Annotated in this window: 15 protein-coding genes; 14 read left to right on the top strand and 1 reads right to left on the bottom strand. The window is 29.5% G+C overall.

The window, feature by feature from the left end:
* Positions 1-59: 59 nt before the first annotated feature.
* The 11 genes from FAY47_RS04920 (at position 60) to FAY47_RS04870 (ending at position 13,047) form a co-directional block, all read left to right on the top strand.
* Positions 60-701, top strand: coding sequence for an amino acid ABC transporter permease (locus FAY47_RS04920; RefSeq protein ID WP_143315381.1), 642 nt, complete (start codon positions 60-62; stop codon positions 699-701).
* 11 nt (positions 702-712) lie between these two features.
* Entirely contained in the window at positions 713-1,396 is a 684-nt protein-coding gene (locus tag FAY47_RS04915; protein WP_143315323.1) for an amino acid ABC transporter ATP-binding protein, read from the top strand.
* A gap of 133 nt (positions 1,397-1,529) precedes the next feature.
* Positions 1,530-1,889, top strand: a complete 360-nt coding sequence (locus tag FAY47_RS04910; RefSeq protein WP_143315322.1) for a hypothetical protein — start codon at positions 1,530-1,532, stop codon at positions 1,887-1,889.
* A 162-nt stretch (positions 1,890-2,051) separates the two neighbouring features.
* Complete coding sequence (locus tag FAY47_RS04905; RefSeq protein WP_185966723.1) at positions 2,052-3,332, top strand: FHA domain-containing protein; 1,281 nt, start codon at positions 2,052-2,054, stop codon at positions 3,330-3,332.
* Between the two features lie 18 nt (positions 3,333-3,350).
* On the top strand, positions 3,351-4,400 hold the full coding sequence (locus FAY47_RS04900; protein WP_143315320.1) for an AAA family ATPase: 1,050 nt from the start codon (positions 3,351-3,353) through the stop codon (positions 4,398-4,400).
* A 12-nt stretch (positions 4,401-4,412) separates the two neighbouring features.
* Complete coding sequence (locus FAY47_RS04895; RefSeq protein WP_143315319.1) at positions 4,413-4,685, top strand: EsaB/YukD family protein; 273 nt, start codon at positions 4,413-4,415, stop codon at positions 4,683-4,685.
* The gene (essC, locus tag FAY47_RS04890) at positions 4,675-9,219 is read left to right on the top strand and encodes a type VII secretion protein EssC (protein WP_143315318.1); all 4,545 of its coding nucleotides are present in this window, start codon (positions 4,675-4,677) and stop codon (positions 9,217-9,219) included. Before FAY47_RS04895 ends, essC begins: the two co-directional genes overlap by 11 nt.
* A gap of 263 nt (positions 9,220-9,482) precedes the next feature.
* Positions 9,483-9,779 (top strand): WXG100 family type VII secretion target, encoded by a 297-nt coding sequence (locus FAY47_RS04885; RefSeq protein WP_185966722.1) that lies wholly within the window; start codon positions 9,483-9,485, stop codon positions 9,777-9,779.
* Positions 9,780-9,973: 194 nt separating this feature from the next.
* The gene (locus tag FAY47_RS04880; protein WP_143315316.1) at positions 9,974-10,795 is read left to right on the top strand and encodes a pyridoxamine kinase; all 822 of its coding nucleotides are present in this window, start codon (positions 9,974-9,976) and stop codon (positions 10,793-10,795) included.
* A 281-nt stretch (positions 10,796-11,076) separates the two neighbouring features.
* A complete protein-coding gene (locus FAY47_RS04875) occupies positions 11,077-11,988 on the top strand; it encodes a hypothetical protein (protein WP_143315315.1) in 912 nt (303 codons plus the stop codon).
* A 162-nt stretch (positions 11,989-12,150) separates the two neighbouring features.
* Positions 12,151-13,047, top strand: coding sequence for an HD domain-containing protein (locus FAY47_RS04870; protein ID WP_143315314.1), 897 nt, complete (start codon positions 12,151-12,153; stop codon positions 13,045-13,047).
* A 45-nt stretch (positions 13,048-13,092) separates the two neighbouring features.
* Here FAY47_RS04870 and speE read toward each other — a convergent pair whose 3' ends face one another.
* Positions 13,093-13,938, bottom strand: a complete 846-nt coding sequence (gene speE, locus FAY47_RS04865; RefSeq protein ID WP_143315313.1) for a polyamine aminopropyltransferase — start codon at positions 13,936-13,938, stop codon at positions 13,093-13,095.
* 578 nt (positions 13,939-14,516) lie between these two features.
* Between speE and FAY47_RS04860 the strand changes: the two genes are divergently transcribed.
* From FAY47_RS04860 to purC, 3 genes are read left to right on the top strand one after another with little or no spacing between them, the layout of a single operon-like run.
* Positions 14,517-18,263 carry a phosphoribosylformylglycinamidine synthase gene (locus tag FAY47_RS04860; RefSeq protein ID WP_143315312.1) on the top strand — a complete coding sequence of 1,249 codons (3,747 nt, stop codon included), beginning with the start codon at positions 14,517-14,519 and terminating at the stop codon, positions 18,261-18,263.
* Positions 18,264-18,277: 14 nt separating this feature from the next.
* Positions 18,278-18,757, top strand: coding sequence for a 5-(carboxyamino)imidazole ribonucleotide mutase (gene purE, locus FAY47_RS04855; RefSeq protein ID WP_143315310.1), 480 nt, complete (start codon positions 18,278-18,280; stop codon positions 18,755-18,757).
* Entirely contained in the window at positions 18,757-19,467 is a 711-nt protein-coding gene (gene purC, locus FAY47_RS04850) for a phosphoribosylaminoimidazolesuccinocarboxamide synthase (protein WP_143315308.1), read from the top strand. Before purE ends, purC begins: the two co-directional genes overlap by 1 nt.
* Positions 19,468-19,470 lie beyond the last annotated feature (3 nt).

Here is a 19,470-nt window from a genome sequence, read left to right as displayed (position 1 = left end):
AAGTACTGGAAGGTGGATGTCCCTATATGAACACGATAATTGAATTTATTAATCAATCAATGAATACGACAGTGGAGTTAATGCCACAATTACTTGAAGGTTTAATAATGACTTTAAAGGTATTTGTACTTACTTTAATTCTTTCTATTCCACTTGGAATAGTAGTTTCATTAGGAAGAATTTCTAAGGTGAAAATAATAAAAAGCATAACAGGAGTTTATGTTTTAATAATGAGGGGGACCCCACTTCTCTTACAATTAGTATTTATATTTTTTGGTTTGCCTCTATTAGGTATAAATATAGAAAGATTTCCAGCGGCACTAGTAGCTTTTGTACTTAATTATGCTGCATATTTTGGTGAAATCTTTAGAGGTGGAATACTTTCAATAGATAAAGGACAATATGAAGGAGCAGAAGTTTTAGGTTTATCTTCAAAGGACACTTTCCTTAGAATAATATTACCTCAAGCTTTTAAGAGAATAATACCACCAGTGGCAAATGAGATAATTACTTTAGTTAAGGATACCTCCTTAGTATATGTAGTAGGACTGGATGAACTTCTTAAAATTGCAAAAGCAGCTTCTAATAAACTTTCTTCATTGCTTCCTTTGCTATTAGTAGGTGTTGTTTATTTATTACTTATAGCTATATTTACTAAGTTGCTTTCTAAAGTAGAAGAAAAATATAGCTATTACGAGTAGGAGGAAAGACTATGTTAAAGATAACTGGGCTTAGAAAAAGTTTTAAAAATACTGAGGTCTTAAAGGGTGTTGATTTAACTGTAAAAGCTGGAGAGACTTTAGTTATAGTAGGTCCATCTGGTGGAGGTAAAACAACATTGTTAAGATGTGTTAATGCCTTAGAAAAAGCGGATAAAGGGACAATTGAGATAAATGGTAAAAAGTTATGTTATGAAGGAAAATATGTAGATAAAAATGGGCTTAAAGATATAAGAAGAGATGTCGGAATGGTTTTTCAAGGGTATAATCTTTTTCCTCATATGAGTGTTTTAGAAAATCTTATTGAAGCTCCTCAAAGGGTCTTTGGAGTATCTAAAGAAAAGGCTATAGAAAATTCCAGAGAAATTTTAGGATTTTTAGGTCTTAGTGATAAGGAAAATAATTATCCGTTTGAATTATCAGGAGGACAAAAGCAAAGAGTTGCAATTGGTAGAGCGTTAGCGTTAGAGCCAAAACTAATGTGTTTTGATGAACCGACATCAGCATTAGATCCAAGTTTAACTGATGAGGTGGGAAAGCTAATTAAAAGTTTAAATCTTAAAGGTATGTCTAATCTTATAATAACTCATGATATGGAATTTGCTAAGAAAGTAGCAGATAGAATTTTTTCAATGGATAAAGGAGTATTAAAGGAAGGCCTTATCTTTGAAGAGTAAATTCATATTTGTAAAAGGGTATAACAAATTTAATTGTTATATCTTTTTTTTTGTTATGTCAAAAAGCTTGTTTAAGGATTTTAGAAGGTATATACTTATTATGTAAAAATATACAAATTAGAGGGGGAGAAAAATGGGAATTAAAGCACAAAAAACAAAAATGATTGGAAGTTTACTAGCTGTTACAACTACATTTGTAATTGGGTACAATTTAATATTTTCTAAAGCTATTACTGTTCATGCACTGGAAGATATAAGTATAACTGTTAAGGATAATGTTTCGTTACAAGATAAAGAAAGTACAGATGAAACTTATAGAATAAATTTAGAAAATGCCAATAAAGCTATGGAAATTCTTCACAAGGATCATTGGAATATAGACAAATTTAAACCAGCACAAGATGCTATCAATAAATTACCTGAAGGTGATGAAAATAGAATAAAACTTCAGAAGGAATATGATGTTTACTGGATATTGAGAAGTATTTATTAATTATAATGTGTTTATAAAGCTATTTTTTGGTATAAGCTTATAGGACCATAGTCTTAAAATCTTAGGACTATGGTCACTTTTTTGCCCTTATTGAGGAAAAGGAACAAAAAACGGTTTATAATTTTGATATATACGGAAAAAAGTATATCTAGGAGGGATAGAATGAGGAACATGTTTAGTGAATATAGAGATAACTCAAGTATTAACTATACGTTGGATGATAGAAATATTTTTTCAGATGTTGGATATAAGGTATTAAGAAATGAAGATACCAATGGGTTTATTAAGTGTGTAAAGGTATCACATAATGGAAAATTAAAATTAGTATATGATATTTCAGGATATAGAGATCTTTTTACATTATCTAAAGAAATGTCTTTAGATAGTTTTTTTACAGTAATATCAAGACTATTATCCATTGTAAATGGTGTTAAAGAAAATGGATTTATGGAATATAAAAATATAGATTCTAGTATGAGCAGTATATTTGTAGATATAAACAATTTAAATGTTTATATGATATATCTTCCATTAAGTTATTATGGAGATAAGTCAGAAGAGACTTTTGTAAGTGAATTAAAAAATAACATAGTTCAACTTATGAATATTAATAGAAATCTGCAAGGGCAAAATATAAATATTTTAAGGAATAACTTATTGAGTTCAAAACCATTAGAATTTGTTTTAAAGGAATTAAATAACAGAGGTAGAAATGAAGAGATTAGTCAAATTTCTATTAATATAAATCCTAATGTTAAAAAGAAAAAATCACCTTTTGCAGTTTTCGAAAAGCTATTTTCTAAAAAGAAAGAAAAAACAAGTAATATGAATATGCAGAACATGAACATGCAAAACAGATCTGTTGAAGAGTATCAGAATAATTCAATCAATTCAATTAATCAACAACAAGGTAATATTAATTTTCAGCAAGCCAATCTTAATTTTCAAGAAGGTAATGGGAATTTTCAGCAAAGTAATAATAACTTTAACCAAGCAGTTGAACAACCAATTATGAATATGGCTCCTCCTATGGAACCTCAAACGCCTATGGGTAATTATATAAATAACCAGACATCAGCTGTTTCAGAGGAAATATATGATGAAGAAACTTCATTATTATATGATAAAAATGATAATGGTGGAAGTTTGGTTTTAAAGGGGATTAATACTCCAGTGCCAATAAGTTTCATAGTAGACAGAGATGAGTATCTTATAGGAGCAAGTAAAGATTTAGTTGATGGGTTTATAGGGTTTAATAAGGCAGTAAGCAGAAGACATTGTAAGGTTATAAATAGAAATGATTCGTATTATATTCAGGATGTGGGTAGTTCTAATGGAACTTTTGTTAATTCAAGGAGACTTAGAAGAGATGTAGCTACTAAAATAAGTTATGGAGATAAGGTTACCATTGCCAATATAGATTTTATGGTTATGGAAATGTAGATTTTAGGGGGGATTAGGATGAATAAACTATCAATTATGTTAGTTGACTTAGATGAAAAATATTTGATGCCAATTGAGTTGAAATTTATAGAAGAACTAGAAGATAAAGTGGATATTATAGTTATTTCAGATAAAGAATATTTGAAGGAGTATTTTAGTTCACCTAAAAAGGTCGATGTATTAGTCATTAATGAAAACTTATATACAGATGAGTTTGAAAAACATAATATAGGAAATACATTTATTTTAATGGAGAATGAAGGTGAAGGAAGCACTGAAAACCTTAATATCCATAGAATTTATAAATATAAAAGTGTTAAGAAATTGTATAGTGACATAATGAATAACAGTGTTACTAAATCAATGGAGTTATTAAATAAAATAGAAGATACCAAAGTGTTTATGGTATATTCACCAGCTGGCGGGAGTGGAAAAACAACAGTTGGCATTGGACTTGCAGCAGCACTTACAGGAGTAAATAGAAAGGTTCTCTATATAAGTACAGAAAGTTTACAAAGTTTTTATTTTACGAAAGATGAGAGATATTGTCAAAATGGCTTTGATAAACTGATGATTTCAAGAGAAGAAAATATACTAGATAGCTTAGAAAGTGTTATTGATAATAATATTTTTGATTACTTATTACCCTTCAGACAAGCACTTTCATCTATTAACATAAAGCTTTCAGATTATGAATTTCTAATTGATAAAATCAAGTCTTCTGGGAAGTATGACTATATTATAGTAGATACTTCTTCGGACCTTACAGCAGAAAAATCAATGTTAATGAGTAATAGTGATAAGGTTATAATTTTAGCTGGGCAAGGGCGTGAAGAGGCTATAAAGCTTAATTCTCTTTTATTTAATATAGATTGTTCAAATGAAAATAAATTTATATTTATATGTAATAAATACCTTGAAAGTAAAGAGAATTATTTAATTAAAGATGAATTTCTAAATAAATGTAACATAGTTGAATATATCGAGTATTTTAATCAAGAAAATATTACAGTTCAATTTTTAGCAAATAATGTTCACTTTAATAAGCTTGCATATATGATAAGCTAGGAGGAATTAGATATGAACAAAGCAATAATTAGATTATATATACATAAGAGAAATAAGAAAGTTGATATAGAAGTTCCTTTAGATATAACTGCTAATGATTTAGTTATAGCACTAAATAAAGCCTATAACTTAGGAATAAATACAGATAATATGATGGAAGTATATCTAAAATCAGAAAATCCAATAGCTCTCCTTAAGGGAAATAGAACCTTAGAAGATTTTAAGATTAGAAATGGATCGATTATAAACATTACAGGTGAGGAGAGAGATAATTTTGGACAATAAATATAAGATAGTCATTTCTGGTAAAGGTATATATAGGGAACATGTACTTGCTACCAATGATAGCAATATAATAAAGGTTGGAACAAATAGAGGCTGTCAAGTTAGATTTAAGAAAGAAAGGTTTTTTGAAAGTTTTGAATTTGAACTAGTAAAAACAGCTAAAGGATGGCAATTAAATTGTAGTAATTCTGTCTATTTTACTTTAGATGGTGTTATGAAATTATATAATAAAGAACTTGAACATGGTGATGAAATAATAGTAAAATATCAAAATTATAATGGAGAACTTTTTAAATTAAATTTCTTTATTGACTTTGATAGTGTAACAAAAAACTATGATAGAATAATTGATTTAACAGATGTAAAAAAATTAACTATCGGTGGCAGCGAAGATAATCATATTTTTATAGATGACTCCCTTTATAAACAAGGAACTGTTACCTTGTCTTGTGAAAATGGGGAATACTATCTTAAAGATAATAATACTAAGTATGGAGTTTACATAAATACAGAGAAGATAAAAGAAAAGAAAAAATTAAATAATTATGATTTCTTTATTATAGTTGGACATTATTTTTATTTGAAAGATCATAAACTTTATACAGATAAAGATGAGAGAATGCATATAAAGGCCTTGAATTATGTAGATGAAAAGATAATAAATAGTATGGAGTATCCTAAATTTAATAGGAGTACTAGGATTAAATATAAGGAACTAGATAATCAAATAGAGATTTTACCTCCAGAGCAGCTAGCAAAGGAGCAAAAGAGAAGCATACTTTTAGCTCTAATTCCAGCATTAGCTATGATGGGGATAACAGTTGTTTTAAGAGGAATGATGGGGGGTGGTGGCGCCTTTGTTTTATATAGCGTTGCTACTATGTCTGTAGGTGTAATTATGTCAATTGTAACAGCTATATCAAATGGAAAAGAATATAGAAAGAATAAAAAAGAACGTAGAGAAAAATATCTAGAATATTTAAAAGAAAAAGAACAAGCAATTAGAAAATGCAGAGAAAAAGAACTTGAAGTATTAAATAAAATATATAAACCTATTGAAGAAAATCTTGATAACATAAAAGGATTTAAGAAAGATCTTTTTGATAGGGATAGAAGAGACGAAGATTATTTGAATTTGAGATTAGGTACTGGAAGGCAAGCGGCTAATTGTAAGGTTAAAGTAACGCCACTTGAATTTAAGAATCTTGAAGATGATTTAGTTAGTATGCCTGAGCAAATAGAAGAAAAATATAAGTATATAGATAATAGACCAATAGTAGCTAAACTTCCAGAAATAAATGCATTAGGAATAGTAGGTCAATATGAAAGTTTGTATAAGATATTAAAAAACATTACATTTGATATAGTAGGAAGGCAATTTTATAAAGATGTTAAACTTTTCTATATGATTAGGGAAGATGAAAAGGCAAGGTTTAGCTGGCTTAGATGGTTAAGACATGTGGAAAATGATGATCTTGGCATAAGAAATATAATCTGTGATGATGAAAGTAAGAATTTATTATTTGAATATTTATATATCGAACTAGGAAAGAGAAGAGAAGATAAGAAAAAAGAATTTAAAGAGAATTTTATAATATTTGTTTTAGATAATAAGGGGATAAAAAATCACCCTATTTCAAAGTTTATTGAATCTTCTAAAGAATATGGTGTAACCTTTGTATTTTTAGAAGAACATGAAGAATTATTACCTAAGGGCTGTGATGAAATAATAAGGCTAAAAGACAATGCAAATAGCGCAGTTGTATTAAGCAGTATAAATGGGGAAGATAATCTTCAATTCAATTTTAATGAAGTAGCAGAAAATTTATTAGAATCTTTAGCTTTAAAGATAGCTCCTGTTTATGTAGATGAAGTTACTCTAGAAGGACAACTAACAAAAAATATATCTCTTTATGAACTTTTAGGGGTGTTAAGTGTTGATGAAATTGACATAGAAAAGAGATGGAGAGAATCTGTTGTTTATAAGAGTATGGCAGCACCTCTTGGTGTTAAGGCTAGTAAAGAAGTTGTATATCTAGATTTAAATGAAAAACATCACGGGCCTCATGGACTTGTGGCAGGTACAACAGGTTCTGGTAAAAGTGAGATCTTGCAAAGTTATATATTATCTATGGCCACACTTTTCCATCCATATGAAGTTGGGTTTGTAATAATTGACTTTAAGGGTGGAGGTATGGTTAATCAATTTAAGGATTTGCCACATCTAGTTGGAGCTATTACTAATATTGATGGTAGAGAAATAACGCGTTCACTTTTATCTATAAAGGCAGAACTTAGAAAGAGACAAGAACTTTTTGCTGAAGCTGAAGTTAATCATATAGATGCTTATATTAAAAAGTTTAAGGCAGGAGAAGCTAGTTATCCACTTCCACATTTAATATTAATAGTAGATGAATTTGCAGAACTTAAAAGCGATCAACCAGAATTTATGAAAGAACTTATTAGTGCAGCTAGAATAGGTAGAAGTTTAGGAGTCCACCTTATCCTTGCAACACAAAAACCTTCAGGAGTAGTTGATGAACAAATTTGGAGTAACTCAAAGTTTAAGCTATGCTTAAAAGTTCAAAATCAACAGGATTCAAAGGAAGTATTAAAATCACCATTAGCTGCAGAAATAAAGGAACCTGGTAGAGCATACTTACAAGTTGGTAATAATGAAATATTTGAATTATTCCAATCAGCATATAGTGGAGCATCAGCCGTAAATGATGATATGGGAAGTTTTAAAGAGTTTGAAGTAAATGAAGTTTCCTTATGGGGTAAGAGAAATACTGTATTTAAGCAAGAAAAGAAGAAAAGTGGAGAAAACAGTGAAAGTCAACTAGAAGCTATAGTTGAATATGTTAATGAGTATTGTGCTGAAAAGAATATAAAGAGATTGCCAGGAATATGTCTTCCGCCTTTACCAGAACTTATTTACTTAAGTGACATAGAAGATATAGAAAAGAATGATATAACTACAGAAGTTCCAATAGGTATGTTTGATGATCCAACAAGACAATTGCAAGCACCTGTAATATTAAACTTGCTTGAAGGAAATATGATTATAATAGGCTCATCACAATTTGGTAAGACAAGCATTCTTCAAACTATAATTAGAGGGGTAGCAGAAAAATACTCACCAGAAGAAGTGAATTTCTACATTATAGACTTTGCTTCTATGATACTTAAGAACTTTGAAACATTAAAACATGTTGGAGGGGTAATAACATCTTCAGAGGATGAAAAGCTTAAGACATTCACGAAGATGATAATTCAAGAGATAGCAAGACGTAAAGAGATATTATCAAGTCTTGGAATAAGTTCTTTTGCTTCATATAGAGAAGCAGGTTATAAGGATTTACCACATATTATTATAGCATTAGATAACTTTATAGCATTTAAAGAATTATATCCAGATAGAGATGAAGAACTATTAAATATAGTTAGAGAAGGTACAGCAGTTGGTGTAACTGTAATATTTGCTAATTCACAAACTAATGGAATCAGTTATAAATATATGACTAACTTTGGTAGAAGAATAGCATTATATTGTAATGATTCAAGTGAATATGGAGTATTATTTGATAAATGCAGAATGCAACCTAAAAATGTTCCAGGTAGAGCTATAATTTCTATAGATAAAAATATCTATGAATATCAAAATTATCTTGCTTTCTATGGTGAAAAGGAAATTGATAGAGTTCAGGATATGAAGAATTTCATAGAAGAAATTAATAAAAAGTATTCAGGAAAGGGTGCTAGAATAATTCCTGAAATACCAAAGCTATTAACAATGGAATATATTGAAGATAATTATAGTGATAGATCCTTTAGTAAATACGAGATTCCAGTAGGATTAAACTACAATAATATTGAAATAGAAACTATAGATTTGGAAAAGGTAGGATTCTTCTGTACAGTTGGTAAAGAAGGAAGAGGAAAGAAGACTTTACTACGTAATATCATGGAAAATCTACAAAAGAATATATATAGTAGTCCAGTAGAGGCTATGGTTATTGATAATATAGAAAAAGATCTTAGCTTTATGGAGGACTATGGATATACTTCAAGTTATTCTGTTCTATATGATAACTTTGAAGAGGTAATAGAGGATGTTCATGATAAACTTGAAGAACGTTATGATGCTGTTAGTGAATCAGGTAAGGAAGTCCTAGAGAAAATGCCATTATTACTTGTTGTAGTTAATAATAATGATGCTTTAGTCAATATTGGAACTAATAAAGAAGCAATGGATATGTTTAAGAAGATCACTAAGCAATATAGAAATCTAAAAGTATGCTTCATATTCAATAATGTAGAAAATTCACCGGTTTCTTTTGCATCAACAGAAATTCTTAAGATGATTAAGGAAAATAGAAAAGCATTCTTATTTGAGGATTTAGAAAATAGTAAATTATTTGATATGAATATGAATGTTGTTAGAAACTTTAAGAAGAAAATTACTGTCGGAGATTGTTATATCCTTGAAGAAGGTGAAGTGGTTAAGATAAAGGCAGTGAAAAATGAGTAAATAACTTATATATAATGATTGAACCATAGTCAAAAATGATATGACTATGGTCTTTTTTTACCGAAAAGCGAAGAATAGGACCATAGTTATATTGAAAATAGGACCATAGTCCATAAATGACAGGACTATAGTCACAAAATTAGAATTTTTAGGGAATTTGGTTTTTGTTTATTATATAATGAAAATACGGAAGACATTCCGAAGGAGAGACCTAAAAAGGTTAAATAAATAAAAAAATTATAAATAAAATGGAGGAATTAAAAATGTCACAAATTAGAATTACACCTCAAGAATTATATGATGGAGCTAGCTTCACAAATGATAAGGCAAGTACTATTGAATCTGAATTATCAGCTTTAAAGTCAAAAATTGATGAAGTAACAGGTAACTGGGAAGGTGCTGCTCAAAGTAGTTTCATAGCAAGCTTTAATGAATTATACAGTTCATTTATGCAAAAGTTCCCACCAATAATACAAGGGGTTGCTCAACAAATGCAATCAGCTGGACAAGTTCTTGAAAATGCTGATTTAGAAGTTTCTAAGGCATTTCAACAAAGCTAATATAATCTAGAGGGTAAGCCATAGATATGCACTTAAATTATATAAGTTAATACTGGATACTTAGTTAATAGTGTAAGGATTAAATTAATAAACTACACCTTGGAATATCTCTAAGGTGTAGTTTGTTTTTTATATGATATAATTTAATAAAGCAATCAATAAATTTTTTAAAAGAAGAAAGAGGAGTAAATAGTATGAAACCAGTAAAGAGAGTAGCAGTAATACATGATTTAAGTGTAGTTGGAAAAGCTGCTTTGACTAATATAATACCTGTTTTAAGTGTAATGGGCGTTGAAGTGTGTCCAATACCAACTATGATCCTTTCTACACATACTGGTGGATTTGGGGTGCCAGAAGTGATAAAGTTACCTAGGTTTATTGATGGATGTAATAATCATTATAAAAAAATTGGAATTACATTTGATACTTTATTTGTAGGTTACTTAGGCAGCGAAGATGCAATAAAATCATCAATTGATTTTATTAATGAAAATAAAGGAACAAATGTTGTATTAGATCCTATATTTGGTGACGGAGGACTTTGTTATTCTAATTTTACTATGGAATATGTAAATAGCATTAAAAAGTTAATTCCTTTTAGCGATATAATAACACCCAATTACACTGAAGCGTGTTTTTTAACTGGAGAAGATTATAATGAAGAATTTACAGAAGAAAAACTTATAAGAATCTATAAGAAGCTACTGAAGATTGGAGCTAAAAAAATAGTAATAACTAGTATTCCATCTTATATTAAAAATCATTTGGGAATAGGAATTTTTAATGGAGAAGATTTTAATGTTTTTTATAAGGAAAAGTCAGAAAAGTCCTATCCAGGCACTGGTGATATATTTACTTCTGTATTAATTGGTAAAATGATAAATGGGTTAAACTTATATGATTCAGCATTATGTGCTCATTATTTTGTTAGTTCTTGTATAGTGGAAAGTTCAAAGTATGATTATCCTACAAAGGAAGGAGTTCTTTTAGAGAAAAATCTAAAATTATTACTTTAATCTGCGGGAAAGAGCTGTGTTAATAGATATTTTTTTATTAGCGCAGCTTTTTTTGCGTGTTCATATACCTAAAGTCCTAATTAAATTAGGACCTTAGTCTTAACATTAAAGGACTTTAGTCACAAAAATGGATATAAGAAGGAAAGTTGGATTTAAATATTATATAATATAAGAAATTATATCGGTGTTAAGTTTAAAGGATAAGTTATAAGACAGCTATAAGTGATAACTATATGTGTGGAAAATCATTAATTATCTGTAATTATAATAAGGAGGAGCAAATGAATAAGGAATTAAGTAAACTAGAAGAAGAAAAATTAAATGTGGAATATAGATTAAAGAAGATTTGTGGCTTTATAAAATATGAAAATTATGATGCAGCTATTAAAGATTTAGATGAGTTTAATAGAAAATACCCATTAATAGTGGAAGGATATCATATTAAATTTAAAGTTCATTGTATTAAAAAGAAATACTTCGAAGCAAAAGAAGTAATTGATTATGCAATGAAGTTATTCCCTGAAAATGAGAAGTTAAAGCAGGATAAAATAGCTATTGATACTAAGCTAAAGGATTATGAAAATGTATTATATAAGCTTAATAAAAATAAAAAGGCAGAAGCTTCAACTGAAGATTTAAGAAATTTGAATTTTGAGAAAGCTAAGGTATATGCTGAAGAAAATGATGTTAATAATACAATAAAATATTTAGAAAAAGCAATATCCTATGAAGGGGATAATGTTGATCGTGAAGCTAGATATTATATTATGAACCATTATTTAAGCACAAAACAGTATGATAAGCTTATTAAAAATTCTGAGGTTCTAGTTAAGGAAGAAGATTCTAAAGATTCTAGTTTAATGTCTGCATATTACTATAGGGCTTTAAGCTTTAGAATGCTTAATAAGGATAAGGAAAATAAGTATTATGGAGAAGCTTGCAAGATTTATAAGGATATAACTATATCAAAGCCTACAAATATAGATGCGTATTTACTTAGAGTATTATGTCATAAGGATTTAAAAGAGTATAGCAGGGCTTTAGAATTAATTGATTGCATATTAATGATTAAGAAAGATTATAAGCCAGCTTTAGATTTAAGAAGCTCTATTTATAGAGAGATGGAACAAGAGAGAATAAGTAAAGTGCTAAAAGCTAAAAAGTTAGATTTTAATGCTGTTTTGCAAAATTAGATATTTGGCTTGGGAAAAGATAGTAACAGGAAGTTTTAGTTACTATTTTTTTTATTTAGGAAAAGAGATTGAAATGAGTACTAAAATGATTAAAACTGGAACTAAAGAAACATTAAATTTAAACTTTTACGCATACTAAACTATGTAAGGAAGGTGTGTGTTATGAAGAATAAAAAGTTAGTTGATTGTTGTTGGGGAGATAAAATAGAAATCAATTTAATGATAAAGAAAATATTAGATATTAAAAATCCTTTAATTTGGGCTTATGCAGGTGATAATACTAAAGAAATAAAGTGTATTATAAACTGTGAGGATCTAAAAATAAAGGAAGGAGATGTGATTTTTACAAAAGGTCAATATGCTGAACCCTTTAAGATAGATAATTTTAAGATTGTAGAAAAATATGATATTAAGGACTTCCTTCAAAGTGTTAAAAGACCTATTGAAGATATAATGAGGGAAATAGAAGAAATCTCAAATGAAGAATTTAAATCAAAGGAAGCTAAAATATTAAATAATTACTTTTTTAAAGACGAAGATTTTATAGAAAAATTTAAAAATGCCATTGGAGGCGTATTTAATCATCATAATTATCTAGGGGGACTTGCTGAGCATACATTAAACGTTATGTATCTATCAAAAACTTTAGCATATAGATATGATTGTAGGTATAAAGAGATAGCAATACTTGGAGCAAAGCTGCATGATATAGGTAAAGTTTATGAAATGGAGTATAATGGACCTTTTAAATATACATTGCGTGGAAGCCTTGAAGGTCACATTGTTATGGGAGTTGCGATGATAGAGAGAGCTTTCTCTGAAAATCCGGATATCTTTTCAGAGGACTATAAAGAAAGAATAAAAGCTATAATAGTTCAGCATCATGGTAAATTAGAATATGGATCTCCAGTAGCACCAAGAACTGAAGAGTCTTATGTAGTGCATTATGCGGATTATGTAGATGCAACTATGAACAAAATAGATATTATTTCGGAAGGAATACCTGAAGGGCAGTGGAGTAATTATGATAAAAGAATAGAAACAAGATTATTCTTATAGAATTAAAAGGATAAAACTTTCATAAAGAAGTTTTATCCTTTTCTTTTATTCTTCTAATAATTCTTTAACGTAGTTTGGTAAAGCAAAAGCTGCTTTATGAACCTCACTATTATAGTATCTGTCTTTTAGGTTAAGACTCTTATAATATTCTTCGTTGTAGTCTTTAACTGGATGAAGTTTCTTGGAAGCAAAGCCAAAGAACCAATATCCAGAAGGATATGTTGGAATAACATATTGATAAACTTCGCAAATAGGGAAGATTTCTTTAAGCTTCTTATTTGATCTTTTCATTTCTCTTCTGTTCATATCATAATAAGGACTTTCGCCTTGGTTAACTAATATTCCATTTTCAGTTAATGCTTTATAGCAGTTTTTATAGAATTCCACTGTAAATAATCCTTCTCCAGGACCTATTGGATCAGTAGAGTCTACTATTATAAGGTCATATTTATTTTCTAGACCTTCAACAAATTTTATTCCATCTTCAAAATAAAGACTAACTTTTTCGTCTTTCAATTTAGAAGAAGTGAATGGTAGATGTTCAAATGCTGCATTTACAACTTCTTCATCTAGTTCTACCATATCTATATGTTCAATGGATGGAAATCTAGTAAGCTCTCTAACAGTTCCTCCATCACCAGCACCTATTACTAAAACATTTTTTATATTTGGATTAACAGTCATAGGAACGTGAGTTATCATTTCGTGATAGATGAATTCATCTTTTTCAGTTATCATTGTCCAACCATCTATAACTAAAACTCTACCAAAATCATATGTATCTATTACATCAATTTGTTGGAAAGGACTCTTTTTTGAAAAAAGTGTTTCCTTTACTCTCATAGAGAATTTTACATTGTCTGTTTGATTTTCTGAATACCATAATTCCATAAAATATACCTCCTGATTTGTACGATAATGTTATTTAGTTCATTTTGTCAAAAGAATTGTGCATTACCTTATTATAGGTAAGAATTTAAGACAAAATTATAAAAAAAGTTTACTAAAGGTAAACTAAAAGTTGTGATATATTAAACTTCCCGATATAAAGTATACATTACATTAATAAAAAGTCAATATTTTATAAGCAACATTTATTATTATATGAAATAATTTCATTTTATATAACAATAACTTAGAAATTTGAATAAAGCAGTAAGAATTTGCGAATAATATTATTGACCGTTAAGGTTGCGTAGGGTTTCTTGCCAATGGCTTAGGCTGTTGGCTTTTTTTTAATTTTAGATCATCTAAAATATAGAAAATGAAGAGAAATGTCTAAAAATACGAATAACTAAAGCGTGTGATTTTAATATAATTCGTTATACTGCGAAATATATTATGTTTTTTAACTGTAATATTGACATTGTTCAGTTGGAATGATAAGCTAATTATAGAAATACGAAATATAAAATGTAATAGCAAAAAAACATTCGTTAAATTGACAATCAATGTTTGGAGGTATTTAAATGTCTAAAAATAGATGCATATTCGTCGAAAAGAAAGATGGATTTGACGTTGAAGCTAAAAGCTTATTAAAAGACTTTAAAAGTAATTTAAGAGTAGAAAAATTAGAAAATGTGAGAGTAGTAAATAAATATACTTTAGGAGACGTAGAAGAAGAATATTATAAAAAAGCTTTATATACAATTTTTTCTGAACTTACAGTTGATAAAGTATATGAAGAAAATTTAGAAATTAATGATGGAGAAATAGCATTTGGAGTTGAATACTTACCAGGACAATACGATCAAAGAGCTGATTCAGCGTCAGAGTGTTTTCAAATCTTAACTGAAGAAGATAGAATTCAAGTTAAATCTTCAAAAATAATTATTTTAATTGGTAATTTAACAAAAGAAGATATAGATAAAATAAAAAATTATTACATCAATCCAGTGGATTCAAGAGAAGTAGAAATTAATAATAGAGAGTTAGAATCTCCAATGAACATACCTAACGATGTACAAATCTTAGAAGGCTTCAGAGAAATGGATAAAGAATCTCTAGAAAAATTGCATAAAGATCTAGGACTTGCAATGAGTATAGAAGATCTAGTTATGATTAGAGATTACTTTAAGGAAGAAATGAGAGAACCAACTATTACAGAGATAAAGGTAATAGACACATATTGGTCAGATCACTGTAGGCATACAACTTTCTCAACTTCAATCGAAGAAGTTGAAATCGAAGAAAATAAATTCACAGTACCCATTAAAAAAAGCTATGAAGCTTATATAAAATCAAGAGATTATGTCTATGGAAAAACAGATAGACCTATAACACTTATGGATCTAGCAGTTATTTCAATGAAGGAAATGAGAAAAAAGGGAATGCTTGAAGACCTAGATGTTTCTGATGAAATAAATGCATGTTCTATAAACATTAATGTAGAAACAGATAATGGAACAGAAAAATACCTTTTAATGTTTAAAAATGAAACACATAATCATCCAACAGAAATAGAACCTTTTGGTGGTGCAGCTACATGTCTAGGTGGTGCAATTCGTGATCCATTATCAGGAAGAACTTTTGTATATCAAGCTATGAGAGTTACAGGTGCGGCAGACCCAACAGTTCCTGTAGAGGAAACTATAAAGGGGAAATTACCTCAAAGAACAATTACATTAAAGGCAGCACATGGATATAGTTCATATGGTAATCAAATAGGGCTTGCCACAGGACAAGTAGCAGAAGTTTATCATCCAAACTATGTTGCAAAGAGAATGGAGGTTGGAGCAGTAATTGCTGCAGCTCCAAAAGAAAATGTAGTTAGAGAAGAGCCTAAGGTAGGAGATGTTATAATTCTTCTTGGTGGAAGAACAGGTAGAGATGGTGTAGGTGGTGCAACTGGTTCATCAAAAGAGCATACAGAAGATTCTATAAATGAGTGTGGTGCAGAAGTTCAAAAAGGTAATGCACCAACAGAGAGAAAGATTCAAAGACTATTTAGAAACTCAGAAGTAGCTAAAATGATAAAGAGATGTAACGACTTTGGTGCTGGTGGAGTTTCAGTAGCTATTGGAGAACTTTGTAGAGGTCTTGATATAAATTTAGATAAGGTTCCTAAAAAATATGAAGGTTTAGATGGAACAGAACTTGCAGTTTCAGAATCTCAAGAGAGAATGGCAGTTGTAGTTCATAGTAGTTTAGCAGAAAGATTTATAGAACTTTCTTCAGAAGAAAATTTAGAAGCAGTGGTTGTAGCAAAGGTTACAGATACTGAAAGACTAAGACTTTTCTGGAGAGAGAAGATGATAGTGGATATTAAGAGAAGTTTCTTAGATACAAATGGAGCAACTCAGAAGACTAATGTTAAGGTAGTTGCACCTAAGGAATTCCCATGTGATGTTCATGAAGTAGATGTTAAATCAAAATGGATAGAAAATCTACATAAATTAAATGTAGCTTCTCAAAAGGGATTAATTGAAACCTTCGATTCAACTATAGGTACTGGAACAGTGCTTATGCCTTTTGGTGGGAAATATTCAAAAACACCAGCAGAAGGTATGGCAGCAAAAATTCCAGTATTTCATGGAGAAAGCAAGGATGCATCACTTATGACTTTTGGATTTAATCCAGAGCTTGGAACATGGAGTCCATATCACATGGCTTTCTATTCTGTAATAGAATCTATAGCTAAACTTGCAGCTATGGGTGGAGATTATAGAAGAGCTAGACTTACATTCCAAGAATATTTCGAAAGACTAGGTAAAAAGCCTGAAAGATGGGGTAAACCATTTGCAGCATTACTTGGAGCATATAAAGCGCAAGAGGATTTAGGAATACCTGCAATAGGTGGTAAAGACTCAATGTCTGGAAGTTTTGAGGATATAGATGTTCCTCCAAGTTTAGTGTCTTTTGCAGTAGGATATGAAAAAGCTAATAAAATTATTAGTCCAGAGTTTAAAGAAGTTAATAGTACATTAGTTTTACTTGAAACAGAAAAACTTGAAGATGGCTTAATAAACATGGATAAGTTTAAAAAGAATATAGAAACATTATATGACTTAATAGGTGCTAAAAAAGTTATATCAGCGTCAACAATAAAGTTTGGTGGAGTAGCTGAAGCTATAACTAAAATGTCTCTAGGAAATAGAATTGGAACTGAAATAAATAACCTTTCAAAAGATGAGTTATTTGGATTAAACTATGGAAGCATTTTATTAGAAGTACCAGCAAAGGTAAATGTTCAAGAAGTATTTAAAGATTGTTTATATAAAGTAGTTGGTAAAACTTTAGAAGAAGAAGTGATTAAAGTACAAGAATTTGAAATTGCACTTGCAATTGAAGAACTTGATAAAGCTTTAGAAGAAAAGTTAAGCCCAGTATTTAAAATTAAAACAGAGGAAACTAATACAAAAGTGAAAGTAGCTACTTACAATAAGAGAAACACTATTTCTCCAAAAGTAAAAGTAGCAAAACCTAAAGTTGTAATTCCAGTTTTCCCTGGGACAAATTGTGAAGATGATTGTGCTAGAGCATTCTTGAAGGAAGGTGCTGAAGTTTCACAAGTTATTTTAAGAAATCTAAATAAAGAAATTTTAACAGAGTCAATCAATAAGTTAGCTGAAGAAATAAGGACAGCACAAATCATTATGCTTCCAGGTGGTTTCTCAGCTGGAGATGAGCCAGATGGTTCAGGTAAGTTTATAGCTACTGTCTTTAGAAATGAAAAGATTAAAAATGCAGTAATGGATCTTTTAAATAATAGAGATGGTTTGATGCTAGGAATTTGTAACGGCTTCCAAGCATTGATTAAATTAGGACTACTTCCTTATGGTGAAATTAGAGATATAGAAGAGGATATGGCTACATTAACTTATAACAATATAAATAGACATATGTCATCTTTAATTAGAACAAAGATAAATTCTGTTAAATCACCATGGTTAAGTGAAGTAAATGTAGATGATATTCATACAGTAGCAATATCTCACGGAGAAGGAAGATTTGTAGCTTCAGAAAGTTTACTTAAGGAACTAGAAGCAAATGGACAAATAGCAACACAATATGTTGATTTTAATGGAGATGTTTCATTAGATATGCCATATAATCCAAATGGATCTATGCTTGGTATTGAAGGTATTACAAGTCCTGATGGAAGAATATTTGGTAAGATGGCTCATTCAGAAAGAATTGGCACAGATTTATATAGAAATGTACCAGGGGAATTTGATCAAAAGATATTTAAAGCAGGAGTAAATTATTTTAGATAAATGGGAGGTCTTTTATGAAAGTAGCAATATTTTTCGGAAGTAAGTCAGACACAGATGTTATGAAAGGAGCTGCAAATGCTCTAAAGGAATATGGAGTTTCTTATAAAGCATTTATATTATCAGCCCATAGAGTGCCTGAAAAACTAGTTGAGACTATTAAGAAAATTGAAAGTGAAGGTTGTGAAGTTATAATTGCAGGAGCAGGACTTGCTGCTCATTTGCCGGGGGTAATAGCATCACAAACAACGCTTCCAGTAATAGGAGTACCAGTAAGAGCAGCGCTAGATGGTATGGATGCACTACTATCAATAGTACAAATGCCAAAATCAATACCAGTTGCAACAGTTGGTATAAACAATAGTTATAATGCGGGATTATTAGCGGTACAAATGTTATCACTAAAATATCCTGATATTAAAGAAAAATTAGTAGAAGCAAGATTAAAGATGAAAGAAAAGTTTATAAGTGAAAATAGAGAGGGAGTAGAACTATAATGGAAAAGTTAGAAATGTTATATGAAGGAAAAGCAAAGAAGATTTATAGCACAGCAAAGGAAGATGAAGTTATCGTTTATTATAAAGATGATGCAACAGCATTTAATGGAGTAAAGAAAGCTCAAATCGATAATAAAGGTGTTTTAAATAATGCTATAACAACAATGATTTTTGAAATGTTAAATAAAAATGGTATAAAGACTCATTTTGTTAAGAAAATAAATGATAGAGAGCAACTTTGTAAAAAAGTTGAAATCGTACCTTTAGAAGTTATAGTTAGAAATATAGCTGCAGGTTCTATGGCTAAGAGATTAGGCCTTGAAGAAGGATATAAGTTAAAGACAACTGTATTTGAATTTTCTTATAAGGATGATGAACTTGGAGATCCATTAATAAACTCATATCACGCAGTTGCAATAGGAGCAGCTACTTTTGAAGAAATTAAGTTAATCTTAGATATGACAGCAAAGATTAATGATTTATTAAAAGAATTCTTTGCAAAACTTAATATAAATCTAATCGACTTTAAAATAGAATTTGGTAAGTTACAAAATGGAGAAATAGTTCTAGCTGATGAAATATCTCCAGATACATGTAGGTTCTGGGACGCAACAACTGGAGAAAAGCTTGATAAAGATAGATTTAGAAGAGATATGGGTAATGTGGAAGGTGCGTACATAGAAATATTAAACAGAATTAAAGGAGAATAGTTA

The organism is Clostridium sp. HBUAS56017, from assembly GCF_007115085.1.
In the GTDB taxonomy this organism is placed as follows: domain Bacteria; phylum Bacillota; class Clostridia; order Clostridiales; family Clostridiaceae; genus Clostridium; species Clostridium cibarium.
Note: the sequence above shows the minus strand (reverse complement) of the source record. Positions and strands in the feature narration are given on the sequence as shown.